The sequence below is a fragment of the Mycobacterium sp. IDUB_24 genome, assembly GCF_055419385.1.
On the sequence record NZ_JBVAXO010000005.1, the window covers coordinates 1 to 19395 of the forward strand.

23 protein-coding genes, 1 tRNA gene and 1 pseudogene are annotated in these 19395 nt (G+C 66.2%); 10 read left to right on the plus strand and 15 right to left on the minus strand.

Features of this window, described 5'->3' with window-relative positions; translation table 11 throughout:
* The first annotated feature begins 186 nt into the window (after nucleotides 1–186).
* Complete coding sequence (locus tag ACZYZF_RS17910; RefSeq protein ID WP_463836375.1) at nucleotides 187–606, plus strand: pyridoxamine 5'-phosphate oxidase family protein; 420 nt, start codon at nucleotides 187–189, stop codon at nucleotides 604–606.
* Between the two features lie 4 nt (nucleotides 607–610).
* Here ACZYZF_RS17910 and wzm read toward each other — a convergent pair whose 3' ends face one another.
* From wzm to ACZYZF_RS17935, 5 genes are read right to left on the minus strand one after another with little or no spacing between them, the layout of a single operon-like run.
* Nucleotides 611–1441: a galactan export ABC transporter permease subunit Wzm/RfbD gene (gene wzm / locus ACZYZF_RS17915; RefSeq protein WP_463743706.1), complete on the minus strand. Its 831-nt coding sequence runs from the start codon at nucleotides 1439–1441 to the stop codon at nucleotides 611–613.
* A complete protein-coding gene (gene glfT1 / locus ACZYZF_RS17920) occupies nucleotides 1438–2340 on the minus strand; it encodes a galactofuranosyltransferase GlfT1 (protein ID WP_463836617.1) in 903 nt (300 codons plus the stop codon). Before glfT1 ends, wzm begins: the two co-directional genes overlap by 4 nt.
* A 22-nt stretch (nucleotides 2341–2362) precedes the next feature.
* Complete coding sequence (gene wzt / locus ACZYZF_RS17925) at nucleotides 2363–3157, minus strand: galactan export ABC transporter ATP-binding subunit Wzt/RfbE (RefSeq protein ID WP_463743707.1); 795 nt, start codon at nucleotides 3155–3157, stop codon at nucleotides 2363–2365.
* A gap of 8 nt (nucleotides 3158–3165) precedes the next feature.
* Nucleotides 3166–3684, minus strand: a complete 519-nt coding sequence (locus ACZYZF_RS17930) for a bacterial proteasome activator family protein (protein ID WP_463743708.1) — start codon at nucleotides 3682–3684, stop codon at nucleotides 3166–3168.
* 30 nt (nucleotides 3685–3714) lie between these two features.
* Nucleotides 3715–5676, minus strand: a complete 1962-nt coding sequence (locus ACZYZF_RS17935) for a DUF6541 family protein (protein ID WP_463836376.1) — start codon at nucleotides 5674–5676, stop codon at nucleotides 3715–3717.
* Between the two features lie 125 nt (nucleotides 5677–5801).
* On the opposite strand from ACZYZF_RS17935, the gene ACZYZF_RS17940 reads away from it, so the two are divergent.
* Nucleotides 5802–6998: a cysteine desulfurase-like protein gene (locus ACZYZF_RS17940; RefSeq protein WP_463743710.1), complete on the plus strand. Its 1197-nt coding sequence runs from the start codon at nucleotides 5802–5804 to the stop codon at nucleotides 6996–6998.
* On the opposite strand, the gene ACZYZF_RS17945 is transcribed toward ACZYZF_RS17940, so the two are convergent.
* The gene (locus tag ACZYZF_RS17945) at nucleotides 6965–7972 is read right to left on the minus strand and encodes an NAD(P)H-quinone oxidoreductase (RefSeq protein ID WP_463836377.1); all 1008 of its coding nucleotides are present in this window, start codon (nucleotides 7970–7972) and stop codon (nucleotides 6965–6967) included. The two genes, ACZYZF_RS17940 and ACZYZF_RS17945, sit on opposite strands and share 34 nt — an antisense overlap.
* A gap of 67 nt (nucleotides 7973–8039) precedes the next feature.
* Here ACZYZF_RS17945 and ACZYZF_RS17950 point away from each other — a divergent pair, with 67 nt between their 5' ends.
* The 6 genes from ACZYZF_RS17950 to ACZYZF_RS17975 all read left to right on the plus strand — a co-directional run bounded on the left by ACZYZF_RS17950 (nucleotide 8040) and on the right by ACZYZF_RS17975 (nucleotide 13358).
* Entirely contained in the window at nucleotides 8040–8552 is a 513-nt protein-coding gene (locus ACZYZF_RS17950) for a MarR family winged helix-turn-helix transcriptional regulator (RefSeq protein ID WP_463743712.1), read from the plus strand.
* A gap of 19 nt (nucleotides 8553–8571) precedes the next feature.
* Nucleotides 8572–8661 (plus strand) — tRNA-Ser (locus tag ACZYZF_RS17955).
* 320 nt (nucleotides 8662–8981) lie between these two features.
* Complete coding sequence (locus ACZYZF_RS17960; protein ID WP_463836378.1) at nucleotides 8982–11537, plus strand: hypothetical protein; 2556 nt, start codon at nucleotides 8982–8984, stop codon at nucleotides 11535–11537.
* A gap of 17 nt (nucleotides 11538–11554) precedes the next feature.
* Nucleotides 11555–12277: a hypothetical protein gene (locus tag ACZYZF_RS17965; RefSeq protein WP_463743715.1), complete on the plus strand. Its 723-nt coding sequence runs from the start codon at nucleotides 11555–11557 to the stop codon at nucleotides 12275–12277.
* A 21-nt stretch (nucleotides 12278–12298) separates the two neighbouring features.
* The gene (locus tag ACZYZF_RS17970) at nucleotides 12299–12436 is read left to right on the plus strand and encodes a hypothetical protein (protein WP_463836379.1); all 138 of its coding nucleotides are present in this window, start codon (nucleotides 12299–12301) and stop codon (nucleotides 12434–12436) included.
* 7 nt (nucleotides 12437–12443) lie between these two features.
* Nucleotides 12444–13358 (plus strand): tetratricopeptide repeat protein, encoded by a 915-nt coding sequence (locus ACZYZF_RS17975; RefSeq protein WP_463836380.1) that lies wholly within the window; start codon nucleotides 12444–12446, stop codon nucleotides 13356–13358.
* A gap of 162 nt (nucleotides 13359–13520) precedes the next feature.
* Here ACZYZF_RS17975 and ACZYZF_RS17980 read toward each other — a convergent pair whose 3' ends face one another.
* The 3 genes from ACZYZF_RS17980 to ACZYZF_RS17990 are packed head-to-tail and all read right to left on the minus strand — an operon-like array spanning nucleotide 13521 to nucleotide 14342.
* A complete protein-coding gene (locus ACZYZF_RS17980; protein ID WP_463836381.1) occupies nucleotides 13521–13979 on the minus strand; it encodes a hypothetical protein in 459 nt (152 codons plus the stop codon).
* Complete coding sequence (locus ACZYZF_RS17985; protein ID WP_463836382.1) at nucleotides 13979–14212, minus strand: hypothetical protein; 234 nt, start codon at nucleotides 14210–14212, stop codon at nucleotides 13979–13981. Before ACZYZF_RS17985 ends, ACZYZF_RS17980 begins: the two co-directional genes overlap by 1 nt.
* Nucleotides 14213–14216: 4 nt before the next feature.
* Nucleotides 14217–14342 (minus strand): hypothetical protein, encoded by a 126-nt coding sequence (locus tag ACZYZF_RS17990; protein ID WP_463836383.1) that lies wholly within the window; start codon nucleotides 14340–14342, stop codon nucleotides 14217–14219.
* A gap of 255 nt (nucleotides 14343–14597) precedes the next feature.
* Between ACZYZF_RS17990 and ACZYZF_RS17995 the strand changes: the two genes are divergently transcribed.
* A complete protein-coding gene (locus ACZYZF_RS17995) occupies nucleotides 14598–14849 on the plus strand; it encodes a hypothetical protein (RefSeq protein WP_463836384.1) in 252 nt (83 codons plus the stop codon).
* A gap of 159 nt (nucleotides 14850–15008) precedes the next feature.
* Here the strand turns inward: ACZYZF_RS17995 and ACZYZF_RS18000 are convergent, their stop codons facing one another.
* From ACZYZF_RS18000 to ACZYZF_RS18015, 4 genes are all read right to left on the minus strand, one after another.
* The gene (locus tag ACZYZF_RS18000; RefSeq protein WP_463836618.1) at nucleotides 15009–15779 is read right to left on the minus strand and encodes a hypothetical protein; all 771 of its coding nucleotides are present in this window, start codon (nucleotides 15777–15779) and stop codon (nucleotides 15009–15011) included.
* A gap of 103 nt (nucleotides 15780–15882) precedes the next feature.
* Nucleotides 15883–16164, minus strand: coding sequence for a hypothetical protein (locus ACZYZF_RS18005; protein WP_463836385.1), 282 nt, complete (start codon nucleotides 16162–16164; stop codon nucleotides 15883–15885).
* Nucleotides 16165–16216: 52 nt separating this feature from the next.
* Entirely contained in the window at nucleotides 16217–16495 is a 279-nt protein-coding gene (locus ACZYZF_RS18010) for a hypothetical protein (protein WP_463836386.1), read from the minus strand.
* A gap of 142 nt (nucleotides 16496–16637) precedes the next feature.
* Nucleotides 16638–16946, minus strand: a complete 309-nt coding sequence (locus ACZYZF_RS18015; RefSeq protein WP_463836387.1) for a hypothetical protein — start codon at nucleotides 16944–16946, stop codon at nucleotides 16638–16640.
* Between the two features lie 115 nt (nucleotides 16947–17061).
* Between ACZYZF_RS18015 and ACZYZF_RS18020 the strand changes: the two genes are divergently transcribed.
* On the plus strand, nucleotides 17062–17691 hold the full coding sequence (locus ACZYZF_RS18020; RefSeq protein ID WP_463743720.1) for a hypothetical protein: 630 nt from the start codon (nucleotides 17062–17064) through the stop codon (nucleotides 17689–17691).
* A gap of 6 nt (nucleotides 17692–17697) precedes the next feature.
* Here ACZYZF_RS18020 and ACZYZF_RS18025 read toward each other — a convergent pair.
* Both ACZYZF_RS18025 and ACZYZF_RS18030 read right to left on the minus strand, forming a co-directional pair.
* A pseudogene (locus ACZYZF_RS18025) lies at nucleotides 17698–18197 on the minus strand (DUF1990 family protein).
* A gap of 8 nt (nucleotides 18198–18205) precedes the next feature.
* A complete protein-coding gene (locus ACZYZF_RS18030) occupies nucleotides 18206–19228 on the minus strand; it encodes a linear amide C-N hydrolase (RefSeq protein WP_463836388.1) in 1023 nt (340 codons plus the stop codon).
* Nucleotides 19229–19395 lie beyond the last annotated feature (167 nt).

Sequence of the window (19395 nt, forward strand, 5' to 3'; positions counted from 1 at the left end):
TCTGATCGCCTCGACCGGTGACAGTGTCACCACCTACGGCGAGCCTTGGAACATGAACTGAGCACATGAACGCCACGACATGATCGTCCAGTAGTCGGTTTCCCAGTCGGCGCGTCCTGCTTCTCTCGAAGAGCAGGACGCGCCGATTGCCATTTCTGCTTGCCATTTCGGCGCTACGGTTGCCTCATGACGCCGCAGGGACCGGTCTCGGTGCTCGGGGACGACGAGTGCTGGCAGCTGTTGTCCAGCGTGACCCTGGGTCGGCTGGTCACGACGATCGGCACCCGGCTGGAGATCTTCCCGGTCAACTTCATCGTTCAGCGCCGCACCGTGTTGTTCCGAACCGCCGAGGGCACCAAGCTGATCAGCGCCCTGTGGAACAACCGCGTGCTGTTCGAAGCCGACGATCACACCGTCTCCGATGGGTGGAGTGTGATCGTGCGGGGCGAACCGCAGCTTCTCGAGACACCGGACGAGATTGCCGAGGCCGAGAATGGCCAGCTGCTCTCGTGGATTGCCACCACGAAACGCCGCTACGTCCGGATCCGCCCGAAAGAGATCTCCGGACGCAGGTTCGTGTTCGGCTCCGAACCAGAGGATATGTAGCGGCCTACACCCAGTACGGGACGCGGGCCCGGTACTGGCGCATCGCGATCGCCGCGAAGCCCCAACCGATCGCTGTCAGGACCAGCACCACAATCCAGTGCCGTGCTTCCTGATCGGCGCCCAGCAGCGGCGCACGCACGATGTCGAGGTAGTGCAGCAGCGGATTGAGCTCGACGATCTTGGCCCACGAGCCGGCGCCCTGCTGCTGCAGTGTCGACTCGTTCCAGATGATCGGAGTCATGAAGAACAGCAGCTGAACCACCGAGGCCAGCAGCGGACCGATGTCGCGGTAGCGGGTGGCAAGGATGCCGAAGCAGATCGATACCCATACGCAGTTCAGCACGATCAGCGCCAGGGCCGGGATGACCGCCAGGTCGATCCATTTCCACGGCTTCGGATACACGATCGCGATCACCACGAAGATGACGATGTTGTGGCCGAACAGGATCAGCTGCCGCCACACCAAGCGGTACACATGGACCGACAACGGGGTCGGAAGTTGTTTGATCAGACCCTCGTTGGCGATGAACACCTCGGAGCCCTCGAGGATCGAGGCGTTGATCAGGTTCCAGATGATCAACCCGAGCGTCACGTACGGCAGGTGCTCTTCGAGGGGGAGCTTGAACAGTTTCGAGTACAGCAGGCCCATCGCCACCGCGGTGGTGCCGGTGGCGATCGTGATCCAGAACGGCCCGAGCACACTGCGGCGGTAGCGCTGCTTGATGTCCTGCCAGCCCAGGTGCAGCCACAGCTCGCGCTTGTGGAAGCCGTCGGACAGATCGCGCACAGCCCGGGCCATGGTCTTGGAGTCGGACGCCGCGTCGGTGAACGTCATCGGGAGAACCTTTCGCGTCTGCCCAACCGCCGCAGGCGGATCCATTCGCGCAGACCTGCCGGGTCGCGGCGTGAGACCAGAAAGTACCAGCCGAACCGCAGCCACTCCTGCGGCAGCAGTTTGCGCAGACCTGGCTGGGACAGCAGAAAGCCGCGGTTGCGGTAGGTGAAGTACCGCTTCGTCTCGTCGTCGGGATACTGGGTGTGCATCCGGCCGCCGAGGATCGGTTTGAACTCATCGGTCCCGCACGGGTGCAGATAGCTTGCGGTCAAACAAGTTCCGAACGGCAGGCCGGACCGCGCCAGGCGCCGGTGCAGTTCAACCTCGTCCCCGCGGACGAACAGGCGCAGATCCGGGACACCGACGGACTCCACCGTCGCAGCCCGGAACAGGGCGCCGTTGAACAGTGAGGCGATACCGGGCAGCAGGTCACCCTCACCCTCGGTGCGTAACTCGCTGACCAGTCGCCGCCACACCAGCCCGCGGCGCAGCGGGAACGCCAGGCGGTCGGGGTCATCGAGGTTGCACACCATGGGTGAGACCTCGGCCAGGCTGTACTGCTCGGCACAGGCCAGCAGGGTGGACAGGACGGTGTTGTCGGCGGGGCGGCCGTCGTCGTCGGCCAGCCAGATCCAGTCGGCTCCCTGAGCCAGGGCGTGCAGCATACCCAGCGCGAAACCGCCTGCGCCGCCGAGATTTCGGCGGGAACCGAGATAGGTCGCCGGTACCGGCTGGTCGAGGACCAGATCGCGTACGGCCTCGTCGTCGTCGTTGTCGACCACGATCAGGTGATCGGGTTTACGGTCCTGGTTCACCACGGCGGTCAACGACGTGGTGAGCAGTTCACGACGTCGGTGCGTGACGATCACGGCAACTACTGACTCAGGCGCTGTGCTGATCGGTTCCTCGCGCAAGCGCTCGTCAGCCACGGGCCGTCTCTTCCAGCACCTCACGCACATGCCGGGCCGCATCCGGACCTTCGTAGGCGCCGACGACCTCCTCGATGCCACCCGTCATCTTGATGGTGCCGTGGTCGATCCACATCGCGGTCTTGCAGAGTCTGGCCAGGAACTCGTTGGAATGGCTTGCGAACACCAGGATTCCGGACCGCTCCACCAGACTTTGCAGGCGTGACTGCGCCTTCTTGAGGAATTCCGCGTCGACAGCGCCGATGCCTTCGTCGAGCAGCAGGATCTCGGGGTCGATGCTGGTGACCACACCCATCGCCAGGCGCACCCGCATACCGGTCGAGTAGGTGCGAAGCGGCATCGACAGGTATTCGCCCAGTTCGGTGAACTCGGCGATCTCGTCGACCTTGGCCAGCATCTGTTTGCGGGTCTGCCCGAGGAACAGACCGCGGATGACGATGTTCTCGAATCCCGAGATCTCGGGGTCCATCCCGACGCCGAGGTCGAACACCGGAGCCACCCGGCCGCTCACCGTGGCTGAGCCTCGTGTCGGCTCGTAGATGCCCGAAAGTAGCCGCAGCAGTGTGGATTTACCGGCACCGTTGTGGCCGACCAGTCCGACCCGGTCACCCATTTTCAGCGACATCGTGATGTCGCGCAGCGCTTCGATGACGACGACGTTGGACTCGTTGCGTCCGATGGCGCCGCCGGCCTTGCCGAGGAACGCCTTCTTCAGCGAGCGCGTCTTGGCATCGAAGATGGGGAACTCCACCCATGCTTCGCGCGTCGAGATAAACGGATCAGACAACAGGCAACCTACAGATACTGGCCGGTGCCGGGGTGCGAGCCGCCGCGCTGACCGCCCGGGACCTGAATTCCTGGCGGAAGGGCGCCCTGGCGCATCTGCTCGAGCTGGGCACGGGCCGCCATCTGCTGGGCGAACAAGGCTGTCTGGATACCGTGAAACAGGCCTTCGAGCCAGCCCACCAGCTGTGCCTGCGCAACGCGGAGTTCGGCATCGGACGGCACGCTCTCCTCGGTGAAGGGCAGGGTCAGCCGCTCGAGTTCTTCACGCAGTTCGGGGGCCAGGCCGTCCTCGAGTTCGCGGATGCTGGTCCGGTGGATGTCGCGCAACCGGTTGCGGCTGGCATCGTCGAGCGGTGCCGCGCGCACCTCCTCGAGCAGCTGCTTGATCATGGTGCCGATGCGCATAACCTTCGCCGGTTGTTCGACGAGGTCAGTCAACGCCTTGCCGTCGGCGTCGGCGTCGGCATCGGTCTCTTCGGCCGCCCTGGCCAGGATCTCGATGTTGTCATCGTCGGGGTTGATGGTCATCGCCTTTCCTTCAGTCAGTTCTGGGTCGTGTCAGTTCGCCGCTTTGACCGCCGCGTTCTCGCCGTTCCAGCGGTAGATGCGGTCCTCACCGTTGTCGTAGATCTTCTCCCACGACCGTGAGCTGTCTAGCGACACTAGTCCGTCGGGCATGACGAACCCTCGCACCACCGGTGTACTGGTGATCACGTAGCGAATGTTGAGCGCCTCGATCGCTTGGGCAACTCTGGGATCGGTATCGGCATCATCTGCGTATGCCCAGAAGATGAACCGGTGATACCCCGGCCCTTGTTGCACGGGGTAGTCGTAGTGGGTCCACAGCGGGTGCAGGCCCGAAACCGCGTACATCCAGGCGGTGCCGTCGGTGTTGGCGTCGCCGATGAGTGTGGTCCGGGCGTCGGGGAGCTCGGCCAGGTAGGCGAAGGCCTCGAGGTCCTTGGCGCCGATCATCACCGAGTCGTACTTCTGTCCCAGCAGGTACTTGTGCCGGGGGAAGTAGTGCCAGGCCAGCCCCACCGTGGTGGCGATCAGTGCGACGGCAGCCGTCGCGCGGATCCACGCCGGCCGGGCGCCGGTCCGGCGCAGGACAGCGGCACCCAGCAGGACCAGCGCGCCCAGACCGATGGCCGCCATCGGTGCGTACAGCATGGTGACCACCGCCGACAGTCGACGCGGATCGCTGTAGAACAGGTCGCTGAACTTGCCGGTGAGGGCGCCGAGCGGCCCGCCGAACGGGGCGCCGGAATGCACGATCGACGCGATCAGGAGCAGCCACACCGCCAGCGGCCACCAGATCTTCCTCACCAGCATGACCAGTCCGCCGATGGCCGCCAGCGCGATGAGTGCGTTCTGGATCGGGAAGTCGTTGAGGTGACGGGTGTGCTGGACGATGGCTGCGAACAGCGAGTGTTTCTTGCCGAGGTGGTTGACGAAGGCGTGGCCGACGATGATGTCGGCCTGCTGAAGGACACCGAGAAACTGGGGCAGCAGGATCAGCAGGGTCGGCACCGCGACGCCGGCCAGTGCCAGGAAGTCGGACAGTCGGCCGCGCACCGGCCGCCACAACGCATCCGCCAGCCACCAGACGGCCACCAGCAGCGCCGTCACCACCCCGCCGGTGAGGTGTACCGAGAAGACACCGACCGTGGCGAGTACGGCCAGGCCGATGCGGTCGCGATGGGCCGGCGTCGAGGCGATCAGGACGAACACCGGTACCGCGAGTCCGTAGGCCACCAGATTGGGCATCGCCGCGACATCGAATTCGACGTAGGGCACCGCGGTGAACGACGCGGCGAGTGCCGCGGCTGTGCCCGCGGCGACAGCGGTGTGCATCTCGCAGGTGTGCGGGCGGAGCATCTTCCACGTCAGCACCGCGGCGCTGACCGGGAACAGCCACACCGCAGCGGTGACCGAACTCACGGTGTACGCGGTGGTCGCGGCGGCGCCGGTGAGCTGGCAGTAGACGGCGGCCAGCGCGTGGAAGGCCGACGGGTAGTAGAGCGCCTCGTGGGTCTCGACGTTGCGCAGTTCGCCCATGTGGGTCGGCGAGGCCTGACCGGTGTCGAGGATCCATCGGATGGTGTTGGCGTGCCACACCGAGTCCCAGGTGCTGGGGATGGATTGCCAGTGCACCAGACCGGCGAAGGCTGCGGCAGCAATCAGTGCGGCGCCCAGCAGCACTCCCACCGCAACCACCGCTGCGGGCCGCCGCGCCATGGCGGACGCCTCGGCGTCGCGGTCACGGAAGCGGGCAAGGAGCCGGCGCAGGCCGGCCGCAATGGCAGCAACGACGGCTACAGCAAACAGCGCTGACCACGCGTTCCACGGCACGCCGATGGCCCCGAGGGGAAGGATCGTCAATGCGACGGTGCCGTAGGTCAAGGCTGGACCCACTGCGACCGCCATCGAAACGGTCAGTCCGCCCGCCCTGGCTATCAACGCCCCGGGTATCACCAGCAACAACAGTGCGATTAGCACTCCGAACCCGAAGCCCACTGGACTAGTATGGCTGCCCAGGGTGACCCGGTCCGAGCACGGTCTCTTCTAGTGGAAACGTGCGGTCGGGCACCCACCAAATCGTGTCGGTTTGTGATATCCGCGGACGCTCTAAGGTGGCTGGCATGGCATACGACGTCGCCCGGGTGCGGGGGTTACACCCGTCATTGGGCGATGGGTGGGTCCACTTCGATGCCCAGAACGGCATGCTGGTGCCCGATTCCGTCGCGACGACGGTTTCTACTGCCTTCCGCGGCTCGATGCCGTCCGCTGTCGGACCCCACCCATCGGCACGCCGCAGCGCGGCTGTCCTCACCGCTGCCCGGCAAGCAGTCGCAGACCTGGTCAACGCCGATCCGCGGGGGGTGGTTTTGGGTGCCGACCGCGCCCAGCTGCTGACCGCGCTGGCCGAGGCATCTTCGAGCCGGGTCGGGCTCGGCTACGAGGTGGTGGTCACCCGCCTGGACGACGAGGCGAACATCGCGCCCTGGTTGCGGGCTGCGAATCGCTATGGCGCCAAGGTGAAGTGGGCCGAGGTCGACATCGAGACGGGTGAGCTGCCGTCCTGGCAGTGGGAAGGGCTGATCGACAAGCCGACCCGACTGGTGGCGATCGCGTCGGCGTCGTCGACGCTGGGGACGGTCACCGATTTGAGTGAGGTGACAAAGCTCACGCACGAGGTCGGGGGAATGGTGGTGGTCGACCACTCGGCTGCGGCCCCGTACCGGCTCATCGACATCAACGAGATCGACGCCGACGTCCTCGCCCTCAACGCGGTGCCGTGGGGTGGCCCGCCGATCGGTGCCCTGGTGTTCCGCGACCCGTCGGTGATCGACTCGCTGGCCTCGGTCTCGTTGAATCCCCAGGCGACCGGTCCGGCCCGCCTCGAGGTGGGCATGCACCAGTACGGCCTGCTGGGTGGCGTGGTGGCCAGCATCGAGTACCTGTCGAACCTCGATGATTCGGCCAGCGGCTCGCGGCGCGAACGGTTGGCCGTGTCGATGCAGTCGGCGAATGCGTACCTGGACCGGCTGTTCGAGTACCTGGTGGCCTCGCTGCGCTCGTTGCCGTTGGTGATGGTGATCGGCAGGCCGGAGTCGCAGATTCCGGTGCTGAGCTTCGTGGTGCGCGACATCCCAGCCGAGCGGGTGGTGCAGCGGCTGGCCGACAACGGCATTCTGGCCATCTCGAACGCCAGCTCCCGCGTGCTCGACGTGATCGGCGTCAACGACATCGGCGGCGCGGTGACGGTCGGGCTGTCGCATTACTCGACGGGCGCCGAGGTCGATCAGCTGGTGCGGGCGCTGGCCTCGCTCGGCTGAACCGTCAGCACGATCTTCCCCGACACCTCGCCGGAGGCCAGCAGTTCGTGGGCGCGCTGCGCCTGCTGGATGGGCAGTTCGGCGCCGATGATGGGCCGTACCCGCCCGTCGGCGATCATCGGCCAGACATTGTCGAGCACAGCCCGCACGATCTCGCCCTTGCCGCCGGGTCCGTCGACGGGCCGCGGGCGCAGCGAGGTGGCGATGACGCCGGCCCGTTTACCGAGCAGCTTGGCGATGTTGAGTTCGGCCTTGATACCGCCCTGCATGCCGATGATCACCAGGCGTCCGCCGCTGGCCAGGGCGTCGACGTTGCGGTCCAGGTAGGCGGCTCCCATGATGTCGAGAATCACGTCGGCGCCCGCGCCGCCGGTCTCGGCCCGGACCCGCTCGACGAAGTCCTCGTCCCGGTAGTTGATGGTGACGTCGGCGCCCAGGTCGCGGCAGAGGGCGAGTTTGTCGGCGGAGCCCGCAGTCACCGCCACCCTGGCGCCGAGCGCGCGGGCCACCTGGGTGGCGTGGGTGCCGATGCCGCTGGCGCCGCCGTGCAGCAGGACGAGCTGACCGGCCGTCAGGCCTGCGGTCATCACGAGGTTCGACCACACCGTGGAGGACACTTCGGGCAGTCCTGCGGCGTCGCTCAGAGCAACGCCATCGGGCAATGGCAGCACCTGGGCGGCGGGTACCGCGACGTATTCGGCGTAGCCGCCGCCGGCGAGCAATGCGCATACCGATTGCCCAACTGACCAGTCGGTAACATTCGCGCCGACCTCGGCGACGGTGCCTGACACCTCCAGGCCGATGACCTCACTGGCCCCTGGCGGGGGCGGATACTTGCCCGCCGCTTGCAGCAGATCGGCCCGATTGACGCCCGCGGCGTGAACCCGAATCAGAATCTCGTCGTTTGCTGGGGAGATATCAGCGACGTTTTCCCAGGTCAGATGGCCATCGACGGAAGCGGCAATTGCATGCATTTATTCAACGCTACAAGCCTGCTAATTTGCGCGCGCAGCAATACTGACGTCGCTTACGATTGCGCCCATGGTGGGGATGATTGCGGGGCGCACGGCGGGTGACATGCCGGGCCTGGACATCGCCGAGCAGAGGTCATGGCAGAACTACCTCGATTCGGCTTTGCGAATGTATGCGACTTTGAACCGGTCGCTGGTAGATGCGCATCATCTGACGCTGAATGATGTGCGCCTGCTCGACATCTTGGACAAGTCGTCGACCGGGTCGGCGCGGATGGGCGACTTGGCCGAGCGGCTGATGTCTCTGCCCAGCCGGGTGACCCGGCAGATCCGACGGCTGGAAGTTCAGAACCTGGTGACCAGGTGCGCCAGTCCGGACGACGGACGCGGAGTGGTCGCCGCGATCACCGAAGAAGGCCGGGTCGCGGTCCGCGAGGCCATGGTCACGTACGGGCAGGGCGTCCGCTCGCACTTCCTCGGCAGGCTCTCACGTCCGCAGATCGCGGCGATGGGGGAGAACTGTCGCCGCATCAGCGTCGCGCTGAAGAACGGATCGCCTCCCGCCCACATCGGCAGGGTGTGAAACCCGTACGCTTGTCGGCGGTGGCGTGGCAGAGCGGCCTAATGCACTCGCCTTGAAAGCGAGAGACGGCTAACACCGTCCGGGGGTTCAAATCCCTCCGCCACCGCCATCAGGGTGGTTTCCGGCGTTGAGCCTCACGCCGGGCACGCCTTCAAGGTGCATCGGCTCGCAACGGCTGTTACAAGTCGTGGCAGGCGCGCCGTGATCTGCTTGAAGGGCTGTTCGCCCCAGTTCAAGCGGAGCTGGATCGGCAGGGGGACGCGCAGTTCCGCTCCGTGAACGCCGAGGCTGTATCGCCGCACACGACGACGGGCTGGCCGAAGGTGGACGAGGAGCTCGCCGAGCTTCGTCGGCGCGCTTCCGCACCGGCACCACGACGCAATCCTGAGGTAGCCTCACGGCCAGGTGTTCGCCGGTTGGGGGATTGGCATGGCAAACGGATTGGAAGTCGACGCACGCGGTCTGCGGGTAGCCGCTGCCGCCAGTGACGGTTTCGCCGCGGGGCTCACGAGTGGGTCCTTCGACTCCGCGCTCTCGACACAGCCGAGCGGCGCGGGCGTGGCCGCCGTGAACGCCGCGCTCACCTCCGTGCGTAGCCGCCAGTCGGCGCGGATGACCGGCCAGGCCGATGACCTCTCGGTGAGTAGCGCCCGCTACGACAGGCACCGACACCGATGGCGGGGACGCCATCACCGCGGTGTCGGTGTGAGCCCTGCGGCCTCGCCCGCTCCCTTACCCACGAAGTCGGAGATCGAGGAGTGGAGCACCTCGCACCTCTCCGAGGCGGCAACCACCTGGCGGACCGCGGCCACAGGATCCGAGAACGCCTTCGATGAGCACCGGCAGAACGTCTCGTCTCCCGGCGGCACCACGTGGGAGGGCAACGCGAAGGATGCCGCCCTCGACCGGGTGACGGCGGATATTGGCGTGGTGGGCCGTCAGAGCGGTGTTCTGCGTGAGGCTGCCGACCTAGCCGAGAACGGAAGCTACGACGTCCAGGCCGCCCAGGACAAGGCCGTCGAGGCGATCACCGCCGCCGTGGACGACGGGTTCAACGTCGCCGAAGACTTGTCGGTGACCGACTCCCGCAGCTACGACATCAACACGGTCGCCGACCGGAACAAGGCTGCCGCGGAGCACGCCGAAGACATCCGCTGGGCAGCCCAACAACTCGTGCAGGCAGACCAGCTCGTCGGCAACCAATTGGAGGCGAAAGCCGCTGATCTGGAAGGGATCCGGTTCGACGGCGAAGGTGAGGACAACTCGTCCGGCCGTGTGTTTCTGGCCGACCACGAGGTCAAGCACGACGCTGAGGGCAAGGGCCAGCCGGGCGAGAAGAAGCCTGAGGTTCCCGCTCAGGCACCCGGTCAGATCGGTCCGTTCGCGGTGCCCAAGTCGGTGCAGGATGCGGCGAAGAAGCCCGGGGACAAGCCCGCTACCACCGGGGACGTCGGGGGCGACCTCGGAGACCTGCTGGGCGCCCACGATCCTGCGACCGCAGGGGCAGAGCCGAAACCCACCGCGGCGGCGCAGATAAGCCCGCAGCAGGTCGAGCAGTTCAAGAGTCAGGCTCGGAACCTGTTGCGGCAACAGGGTGTACCGCCCGACCAGATCGAGTCGCGGGTCACCGCGATGGTTGCCGATGCGCAGCGGGTGAACGCCGCGCTCGCGGACTCAGCTGCTCACACGCCGACCAAGCCGGACACCACGCCGGGTCCCGCGCCCGCCGACACTCGCAGCTTGGGCGAGAAGCTCGGCGACAAGTTCAACAACTTCGTCAACGAAGCCCACGACCAGTTCTACAACCGGCTCGACTCCACGGTGGAGACGCTGCAGAACCTCACCGGCACCGGAGGGGAGGGCCACCCCGGCGTCGCCGAGTCGTGGCAACAGCTGGGGGAAGCGGCCGTCCAACACCAGAAGGAAGACCCGCTGCATCTGCGCAGCCCGATCGGGCCGCTGGGACCGTGGGGCGCCGTCAACGACGTCGTGCACGACATACCGGAAATGATCGACAACCCAGGAAAATACGCCGGCGACAAGATGTTCGACGCCACCGCCATGGCCGCCACGGCACCTCTGGGGGCGGAGGGGTTGCTGGGCAAGTCGATGCTGCCCGAGCTCGGTGCGCTGGAACGTGGTGCGCTGCCGGGGGCCGCGCACACCCTGGAACATGGGGCGCCACCGGTCGTTCCGCACACACCCGAGTCGCCGGTGGTCCCCCGCACTGCCGAACCGGTCGTTCCCCACACCGCGGAACCGCCTCCCGTCCCGTACACGGTGGAGCCGGTGGTTCCCCACAGTGCGGAGGCACCTCCCATCCCGCACACGGCAGACCCGCCTGCCGGGCACCACACGCCTTCCGCCGACGCACCGGTGGAACACCCTGCCCCGGCGCCTGACACCGCGGCACACCACGTGCCCGACGCGGTGCCGTCACATCCGCTCCCTCCTCCGGACGTGTTCGACCCGCACCAGGGGATGCACTACAACTCTGGTGATCCTTACCACCCTGGTGGATGGCCCCCAAGCACTCCTGATCCGACGTGGACCAAGGGCGACACCACACCTGGCTGGGATCACATGAACCGCGGGCCGGAGAAGCCGTGGATGCCCTACCAGGAGCAAATCACCGGTATCGAACGGACGCCCGACGGACGGATCCCTGAATACGTTCTGATCGACCCGGATACGGGCGCACCGGTCAGAATGGACAGCGGCCCGATCATGCGGGGCGATCAAGAGGTGTTCCTCGACGCAAAGCGTGAATACGAGCCGCTGTTCAAGCACCCGGAAGCGACGTGGGTCGCCAGCATCCGCGAGGGTCTTGTCGACGAGGCACAGCGGCAGCTCGATGCGTTGCCCGCTGGGGCGATTCTGGAGTGGCATGTCGCGAATCCGCAGAGCGCGGCGATCATGCGCGACCTCCTGGAGAGCCGCGGGCTGTACGACGTCCGCGTCGTCTACACCCCTCAGAAGCCATGAAAGTAGGGTCGACAGCCATGACATCCACGTCTCCCGTACAGCCCGTGTGGGCGGGCGCCGCGTTCGTGAACTCTGCTTGGGTCGCGACCGGTGAGTCTCCCGAGTGGATCGCCGGGCGCACTGATGCGCTTCTGACGCAAATGGGGGAAGCCCTGGGGATCACGCGGTGGGACACCGCTAGGGGTGATCGCTGGGAAGGTACCGCCGAGGCGTTGGCCGACATCGTCCGCAGAAACCCGGTGCACGAGGCGCTCCCCGAAGGCGAGGAGGGTGGTGAGGTCCTTCCAACCGAGGGCTACTCAATGGTTCTGATCGGTGCCAGTCCGTCGGTCTCCGTGAACGTATCGGTACATGCCGGGTCCATCGGTGTCGGCAGAAGGGTGCCCAAGCACAATCTCCATATCGACTTGCGGGAGATCTCGTCCGGCGGCATCACCAGCGAAGTGGGCGACGCGGTATGCGCGGCCGTCGCGTCCGCCTGGCGACCTGCGACGCTGACACTGACCGACTCCGCCGCCAATCGCCTTGCGCGCCGCGGCGGTTGGAAGATCGGAGCCGGCTACCGCACCTGGATCAGCGCCGAGGTGGGAACCGTCAGTCGGGTCGCCAGTGGGCTGACGGCAACGGAACTGGCTGGGGGAACGTTGATCTCGGCGCCTGACGACTGGCCGGCCGAGCGGGTCGTCACCGCGATGGTGGAGACGCTGAGCGCCAACGGTCTCGACGACGTGCCTCACTGATCTGCTCCGAGGGGGATGACGATGGCCTACATGGCGGGACAGCTGCTCTTCTTCGCGCTGATCGCGGCGCTGATCGGCGGCGTGATCTGGACGGTGTCGGTGATGCGAAAGCCGCGCCCGCCGCTTGAGGAAGCGGACGACGAAGACGACGAGTGGTGACGCGGTGGTGTCGGTCGCATACACGAAGTTGATGCAGACACTGTCGGATCCGGGTTCGGACGCGCAGGCGTTGTTCGAGGACGCCCGGGAGTTGTCGGCGTCCTTCGTGCGCAACGAACATCGCACCGGGCTGTTGCCGCCCGACGCCACGGATGCGATGGTGCTGGGCTTTGAGCGGGCGGGCGACGCGGGCCTGGCAGAGTCCTACATGGAGCTCGCAGCGCTGTACCAGTATGGCGGGACGTGGCGCGCACCTCTCCTCCCCAAGGACGACAGCCGCGCGATCGAGCTATATCGCTTGGCCGAACTGCTCGGACACCCCGAAGCTTCGCTGCAGCTCGTACAGACGGCGTACTTCGCCCGGCGCACCGATCTCGCCGCTGAGGTCTGGCAGCGCGCGGAGACGCTAACCAGCTCCGTGCCCGAGCGCGCCGACGTCCTCGTGTTCGTTGGCTACCTACTGAATGCCGGGTTTGGTGTCCCTGCAGACCCGGTCGCGGCGGTGCACAAGTTCCATGCTGCAGCTGGCCTCGGCAACGCGGATGCCGCGTTCGAGCTGGGGCTGATGCGCCAGTCCGGCATCGGCATGCCGCGCGACGAAGACGCCGGGTTGGGATGGTTCTTCTGGGCCGCCGATCTGGGCAGCACCCGCGCGCAGTACAACCTGGGCGCCTTCTACGGCGCAGGTACGAATGGCTTGGCGCGCGACGCGGAGATGTCCTTGCAGTGGTACCTCAAGGCCGCCGCGGCCAACCACGCCCAGGCCGCGTTCACCGCCGGGGTGATGCTTCTCGTAGGCGACGGCGGGCTGACACCGGATCCTGACCGCGCCGCCGACCTGCTGATGCAGGCGGACTACCTCCTCGGCGAGGGTGTAGTGCAGGAGCGCTTGGCCGCGATGGGGCTCGGGCCGCGCGACTGATGCCACACGCAACGTGCCTTAAGCACGCCGAGAAGTACTGGGAGCTAACCTAATAACGGGCGGTACACCTCTAATTAGTGTGCTGCACAGGCTATTTAGGATACTGAACCAGGTCCCCAGGACATCGTGCTGAAGGTACCTTCGAAGTGACCCGCCAGAGGCTCAGACGTCGCTGGCCCGGAACCATGACTCGCCGATGCTCAGCTCGCGCACGTCGACCCCCGTCGGGGTGATCAGCTCCTCGGGTGTAACGAAGTACCCGACGCCAACAGGGTCTCCGCAGACGTTCCAGCGCTCGCGGCGACCGCGGGCCGCGGCGGTCGCATCGAGCTTTCCGAGGAGGTGGCTCACTGCGGCATCAGGTGAACCGTTGTCGACATCGCGGGCCATGAGCTCCTGCCCGTCGAGCGACACGTAGATCTTGCCGTCAGCGGCGCGCAGAGCTGTACGAGTCACCACGACGCCCGCGTTCGACATCGCTGCGAGTGCACCTGTCAGCAGCTGTTCCACCCACTCCTGCGCCCGGTCGTCCGGCGCAAAGTCGGTGTCGACGGCCACGGCGCGGTTCCAGTGATCGTCGCTCCAGTCCCCGAAGAGCTTGTGCGCAAACGCTTCATCCATCATGGCACTCCTCGCAGGTCGATCAGGTCGCCGTTGGCCGTGTATCCCTCCACCGGGCGCAGCACGTAGCCGGGCGGGATCTCCCCGGTCTTGTGGTACGAGATGAAGATGTCCGCTGCCTCCTCGGCCTCGAACACCTCTGCGGCACTGACGAACTCGGTGCCGATGGGCAGCGGGATCGCGACGTCCAGCGGTAGGTTCCCCTCGTGCGGGTGTCCGATGAAGTAGCGCACCGACTCAGCTTGCCACTGCGGCCCGCCGGTCTTGCGGATGTACGGTGTATTCGACCATCCATACCATCAGGCCGGCCGGGTCGGTGCGGGTGCGGAGGCGGATCCTGACCGCGTACCGGGTGATGCCCACGGCGTGGACGGTAGCGCCGGGGTACGACGAGCGTTCTTCTCCTCCGGCTGTGGCTTCCGTTTCTAGGGCGGGATCTTCGGGCGCAACTTCGACCAGTCGACCGTCACCCTCCGCGTTGTTGTCGGGTCCGGCTCGGGCGGCGGGACGCGGAACACCACCCAATCATCTGTCGACTTAGCGTTGGGCCGGCCGTCTCGTCGGAGTTCTACGCGGTGGGGGCGGCCGTCGCCCGGCCGCTTCTGGGTGAGGTAGGGGATGAACGCGTCGACCTCCGTGAGCGGTATCGACCCGGAGGCGAAGTCCGCTTCGCGCAGTTGCAGGACCGGCAGCGACGAAGCCCGAATCCGTATCGACACACCGGCGTCCACTCTGGTCATCAGCCGCAGCAACATCATCTCGGTCCGCCCGGCCGGTGCGCTGATCGTGCTGCGGGTCCGCCCCAAGCAGGTTCTCGGGATCCCGACGGCGCTATTCGCCGATCCGGAGCTCATCAGCCTCATCGACTGACGCGACCGGTCTCGGCGTGCAGGCGCTCCTCAGGTCGCGTACGTGTACGCGTCGAGTACTCCTGAAGAGAATCGAAAACTGATGTCGCGCAAGCTGAAAACCTCTAGTCCGGCGGAGGGCCGTACATCGTCGATGACGAGGCTTGCGGCCGAAGGAGATTTACCCCGTAGCTCCTGAGCCGCCCTGGTCCGTGATCGCGAGCACGAGTGCGTTCCGCATCGGGTGCGCAGGATCTTCGGGTGCTCGCCAGTCGAGTAGCAGCGCCCAGCGGGAACCACTGGCGGTACCGCGGACGAGGTATGCGCCGGCGGCCTCGGGGCCGAAAATCTCTTCGGATGCAAAGGCATTGACGACTCGCCGCCGGAGCCCCGACCCCCATGCGTTCTCCGCGGCGGAGTCGGCTTCTTTGTCGGCTTCGAGCCGGGCCAGCCAGATCCGGAACGCGGCCGCGATCCTCGACGCCTGCTCGTCCGGGGTCCGTGCATCGATAGCGACTGACGTGCCGCAGTAGCCGTCGCCGTCGCCGATGCGGAATGTCGTCGGATAGATCTCGCACAGGACACCGCGGGCCGGCGGGAAACCTCGCCGCTCCTGACGGGTTCTCCACTGCCTATGCGTGATCCACAGCGCCGGTCCCGAGACCAGCAGCACGATCCCGGAGATCCACTGCACGACCGCGGAAGTGCTGCGCCCGCTCAGCGGGAGCACCCCGGCGAGCAGTCCTCCGAGGAGGACCGCCCCGACCACCGTGAGGACGAGCGCGATGGTCGGTACGAACACGCGCTGTCGGCGCATGTTCTCCGCAATCTTCTCAAGCGGCTTGATCGACGGGGGATCGCCGTACCGTGCCGTGGGCACCGGAGCCGCGACTGCCTGTGCCCATGCGGACGCGGGATCGGCGGGCCAGTGTTGTGGCTCAATCGGACTCATCTCGTACCGCCGTCCTCCCATGCCTTCACCCACCACGACGAGTCACCAACGATGCGGGCGACTCTCGCAGTGGCGAATCGCCTGCCGGGAAGCTCGACGAGCCTCACCCGAACACTGGCACGCCGTTCGGCCCGATCTGCGGCGGCGGCATGAAGCACGGCGGGATGCCCGGCGCGTACGGTGGCACACACGGCTGCGGGAAGCACGGCTGCCCATTCCAGTACGTCGACTGGTTCGGCGGGCACACCGTCATCGGTTCAGCGTCGGTTGGGGCGGCAACGGGTAGGACCACGGCAGCGACGAGCGCGGCGGTGATCACTGCGATGACTGCGCGCGGCTTTGCCGCAAAGGCGCGAGGCGGCCTAACCCGCGTCGTGGGACGCATGTTGATGAACAATAGCGGGTAACTGCTTCGCGTCGGCGTGCTCGGGGGACAGTTAGATCGCGTCCCCGGGAACGTTTGTGCCGACCTGGAGGCCACCCTCGTTGAACCCGCCGCCACCGTGATACTCGTTGAGGTACTCCCCGTGCCACCGGGGCCAGTCCAGGTAAACGGCTCCCGCGACCGCACGGTAGCGCCGGTACTGCCCGCGAGCAGTGCGCAGCGAACGTCGAGCCTCCCGCGCAGCTCGCCGGGCCGCGTTCCTTGCCGAGGACTCCTGCGCGGAAGTTAAATCGATGGGCGAGTCCCGGAAGATCTGCAGGTTGCTGAACATGGGTTTGAGTGTATGTCTGTGCACTTAGGATCGCATGACGGAGCGAATGGCGATGTTGCTGTCCATGGTGGTGTTCCACCGTTCGACGTTGTCTCGCGACTTCTGCGCCCGAGTGCGCGCTGCGCCTGGACGTCCCCGTCGATCAGAACACCAAAAGCAGTGTGACGAGTGACAGCAACCCGAACGGTGCGGAGGCGATGAGCACCAAGACGATCGGGATCACCGCGCGGCCGGCGATCACGGACGCCCACGCACCTACAGCGGCGAGGACACTCGCGACGGCCGTGACACGAAGGCCCATCACGTCAGTCCCCGGCGGCGCGACACCGTTCTCGAACTTCGACGCCAAGCCCGTATCGGAGAGCACGGTGAAGGCCAGCAAGTATGCGATGACCATCGCCACAAACCCCATCATCGATAGCCCAGGGTTGCGGCGCCGTTCGGGACTCATGGCTCCATCCTGGGCCGCGCGGACGGCCTGCCGGATCAGTAGAACTACGTGAACCTAGGCGAGTCACCGTCGGCGACGCAGCCGCGTCACGCATGTCCTGTGGAAGCATTCGGTGATGACCGCGATGGAACCCGAACCGGACGCATCACAACCGGACCACCGGGCGAAGTACGTCGCTGTCGTCGTCGCCTCGGTTCTCGTGGCCATCGCCGCGGTGGTCGTGGTCGTCGGCGACGTTCCCGGCCGGATCAGCCGTGCGCTAGGCGGCACCAGCGAGGACCTGTTCTCCTCGCAGCGGATGGACGCGGAGCTGGACCTCGTGCGCGCACGGCTCGGCGACCTGCCGCTGCGGCGAGTGGACGTGACCTCGAACTTGGTCTCGGTCGAGGCTGTCGCCACCGACGGCCAGCTGCACCTCTACTGGGTGCGCGACGGCGAGGTGGAGGACATGAACTCGATGCCCGACCTGCACGCGGGCGAGACGGCGTTCACCGCGGCGGATCTGTCGGGGCAGCGGATACGAGCAGCGGTGACCGATGTGCGGGCTCTCGGGAAGCCCGGTGACATCGAACTCGTCTCCTACATTTTCCGCCCGGGGCATCCGTTGTCGGTGGCCGTGTGGATCCGGCACGACCCCGTCAGCTCGATATTGCACTTCGACCCGCGGGGCGGCAGCGCCGTGGTGCGCGAGGAGTCGATCGAGACCGACGAGCACACCTCATCGTTCGGTGGCTGCTGGTGTTGACAAGGTTCAGGCGGTGAGTGCCTGCAGGTAGCGGTGACGGAAGTACCGCTGTGCGATCAGCAAGGCCGGAAACAGCAGCCGCCAGGGGCCATCGGGTGCTGGTCGCGTGAGGGAACGTAGTGTCAGAATTACTGTGCGGTGGTGTTTCGGTGCACGATGAATGCCTCTTCGCCGCTGACCGGGTGGCCGCGTTTGGTGCCGTAGGCGAACCCGCAACGATCGTTTTCGTTGACGACAGCGACCACCCGTACCGGCTCACGCACGACGACTGGCCCCCACCTTGCCGTGATGAGGTAGTCGGCACCCTCAGATGCAACATTGTCCGGGGTGACCTGAAAACCGCTGCGCCGCTTGATGCCCCATCTCATTAGTTCGGCCGTCGCGAAATTCCACACGTCATCTCCGTGGCCGACGACGATCGTGCATTCGAAGCGGCGGAAGCCCGGTGGGCTGGCTGTCCAGTTTTCGCACGCTGGATCGGTGAGGCCTGCCCAGCCATACGTCAGTTCGGCACTCACCCCTTTTTCGCCGCCGCCTCCAGCGTCTCCATGATCTTCGCGGACAGGAAGGTCATGGCGCCCTTGTCCACGAACTTGTCGGCCACGTTGCCGGCGATTCCGCCCTGCACCGCGAGCTCGCCGATCAGGTCGAGCTTGAGCTGCGGGCTGCCTTCGGAGAAATCGAGATCCGCCAGGTCGATCCACACGATGTTGGGCCGGGTCGTCGACTCGTAGACGTAGCGTTTGTTGGTGAGGTCGAGCACCACTTGCCAGATGGTCTGCGAGGCATCGGGTTTGCCCGGGTCCGGGATGCGGAAGGGCTGCGCGGCGTTGCGGATCACCGAGAACATGCTCGCGATGGCCTCCACCTGGCTGGACGGTGCGGGCAGCCGGCCGGCGTAGTAGGTGGCCCGGGCGAAGCGGTCACTGGCCAGGGTCGAGCCCGGGATCGGTTGGTCGCCGCCGAGGCCGGTGAACGACTTCACCAGTTCCAGCTGTTGGTCGAAGGTCGGTGAATTGGTCATCACCGTGTAGTCCTTAGAGTGATAGACCTTGGCTTTGCCGTCGACGTACTCGATGATCGCCGAGTCGCCGGCCGCGTCGTCGAGAGCCAGGTGCAGGCCGGGCCGGACGCCGCCGGTGGGATCGTCCATCTGCACCACCTGTACATCGGTCTCCTCGACCCACGCGACGGCCTCGGCGACGGTGGTGAAGTTGTCCAGGAAGTACTGCAGCCAGATGGCCTGCCCGAGCTGGGTGCGCGAGGCATCGGGTTCGCCATAGGTTGATTCGGCGAGCCACAGGATGTGCCCGGCCAGCCCTACCTCATTCATGCCGTCCACCGAGGTCAGGTCGTACGCGGTCGCGATCACACTGCCGTACTTCGAGGTCCAGGTGAGCCTGCCGGTAACCGCGTCGTCGCGCTCGACGCCCCGGGGCTGCTTCCACAGGTTGGTCATCAGGTCCTTGTGGAAGTCCATGTTCCTGCCGACCAGGACAGCATCGCCCGCTTCGGGCCAGATGACTCGTGTGCACATGCCGGCGAGCCTAGTGCGGCGCTCTGCCACCGGCGGTATGTCACCGAAACGTAAAGTGTGGCAGGCATTTTCGCTGGTCCAGGTCGTCGGCGGCGCTGATTGCCCATGGTGGCCGAAAACTGAGGACCATTCTTACCGAAAATTAACCTACGGTTCCGTAACCTACG

Coding starts and splice junctions, on each gene's coding strand:
- ACZYZF_RS17910 (WP_463836375.1), top strand. CDS start 187: ATGACGCCGCAGGGACCGGTCTCGGTGCTCGGGGACGACGAGTGCTGG.
- wzm (WP_463743706.1), bottom strand. CDS start 1,441: ATGACGTTCACCGACGCGGCGTCCGACTCCAAGACCATGGCCCGGGCT.
- ACZYZF_RS17930 (WP_463743708.1), bottom strand. CDS start 3,684: ATGACCATCAACCCCGACGATGACAACATCGAGATCCTGGCCAGGGCG.
- ACZYZF_RS17940 (WP_463743710.1), top strand. CDS start 5,802: ATGGCATACGACGTCGCCCGGGTGCGGGGGTTACACCCGTCATTGGGC.
- ACZYZF_RS17945 (WP_463836377.1), bottom strand. CDS start 7,972: ATGCATGCAATTGCCGCTTCCGTCGATGGCCATCTGACCTGGGAAAAC.
- ACZYZF_RS17950 (WP_463743712.1), top strand. CDS start 8,040: ATGGTGGGGATGATTGCGGGGCGCACGGCGGGTGACATGCCGGGCCTG.
- ACZYZF_RS17960 (WP_463836378.1), top strand. CDS start 8,982: ATGGCAAACGGATTGGAAGTCGACGCACGCGGTCTGCGGGTAGCCGCT.
- ACZYZF_RS17965 (WP_463743715.1), top strand. CDS start 11,555: ATGACATCCACGTCTCCCGTACAGCCCGTGTGGGCGGGCGCCGCGTTC.
- ACZYZF_RS17970 (WP_463836379.1), top strand. CDS start 12,299: ATGGCCTACATGGCGGGACAGCTGCTCTTCTTCGCGCTGATCGCGGCG.
- ACZYZF_RS17980 (WP_463836381.1), bottom strand. CDS start 13,979: ATGGATGAAGCGTTTGCGCACAAGCTCTTCGGGGACTGGAGCGACGAT.
- ACZYZF_RS17995 (WP_463836384.1), top strand. CDS start 14,598: ATGAACGCGTCGACCTCCGTGAGCGGTATCGACCCGGAGGCGAAGTCC.
- ACZYZF_RS18000 (WP_463836618.1), bottom strand. CDS start 15,779: ATGAGTCCGATTGAGCCACAACACTGGCCCGCCGATCCCGCGTCCGCA.
- ACZYZF_RS18005 (WP_463836385.1), bottom strand. CDS start 16,164: ATGCGTCCCACGACGCGGGTTAGGCCGCCTCGCGCCTTTGCGGCAAAG.
- ACZYZF_RS18010 (WP_463836386.1), bottom strand. CDS start 16,495: ATGTTCAGCAACCTGCAGATCTTCCGGGACTCGCCCATCGATTTAACT.
- ACZYZF_RS18015 (WP_463836387.1), bottom strand. CDS start 16,946: ATGAGTCCCGAACGGCGCCGCAACCCTGGGCTATCGATGATGGGGTTT.
- ACZYZF_RS18020 (WP_463743720.1), top strand. CDS start 17,062: ATGACCGCGATGGAACCCGAACCGGACGCATCACAACCGGACCACCGG.
- ACZYZF_RS18030 (WP_463836388.1), bottom strand. CDS start 19,228: ATGTGCACACGAGTCATCTGGCCCGAAGCGGGCGATGCTGTCCTGGTC.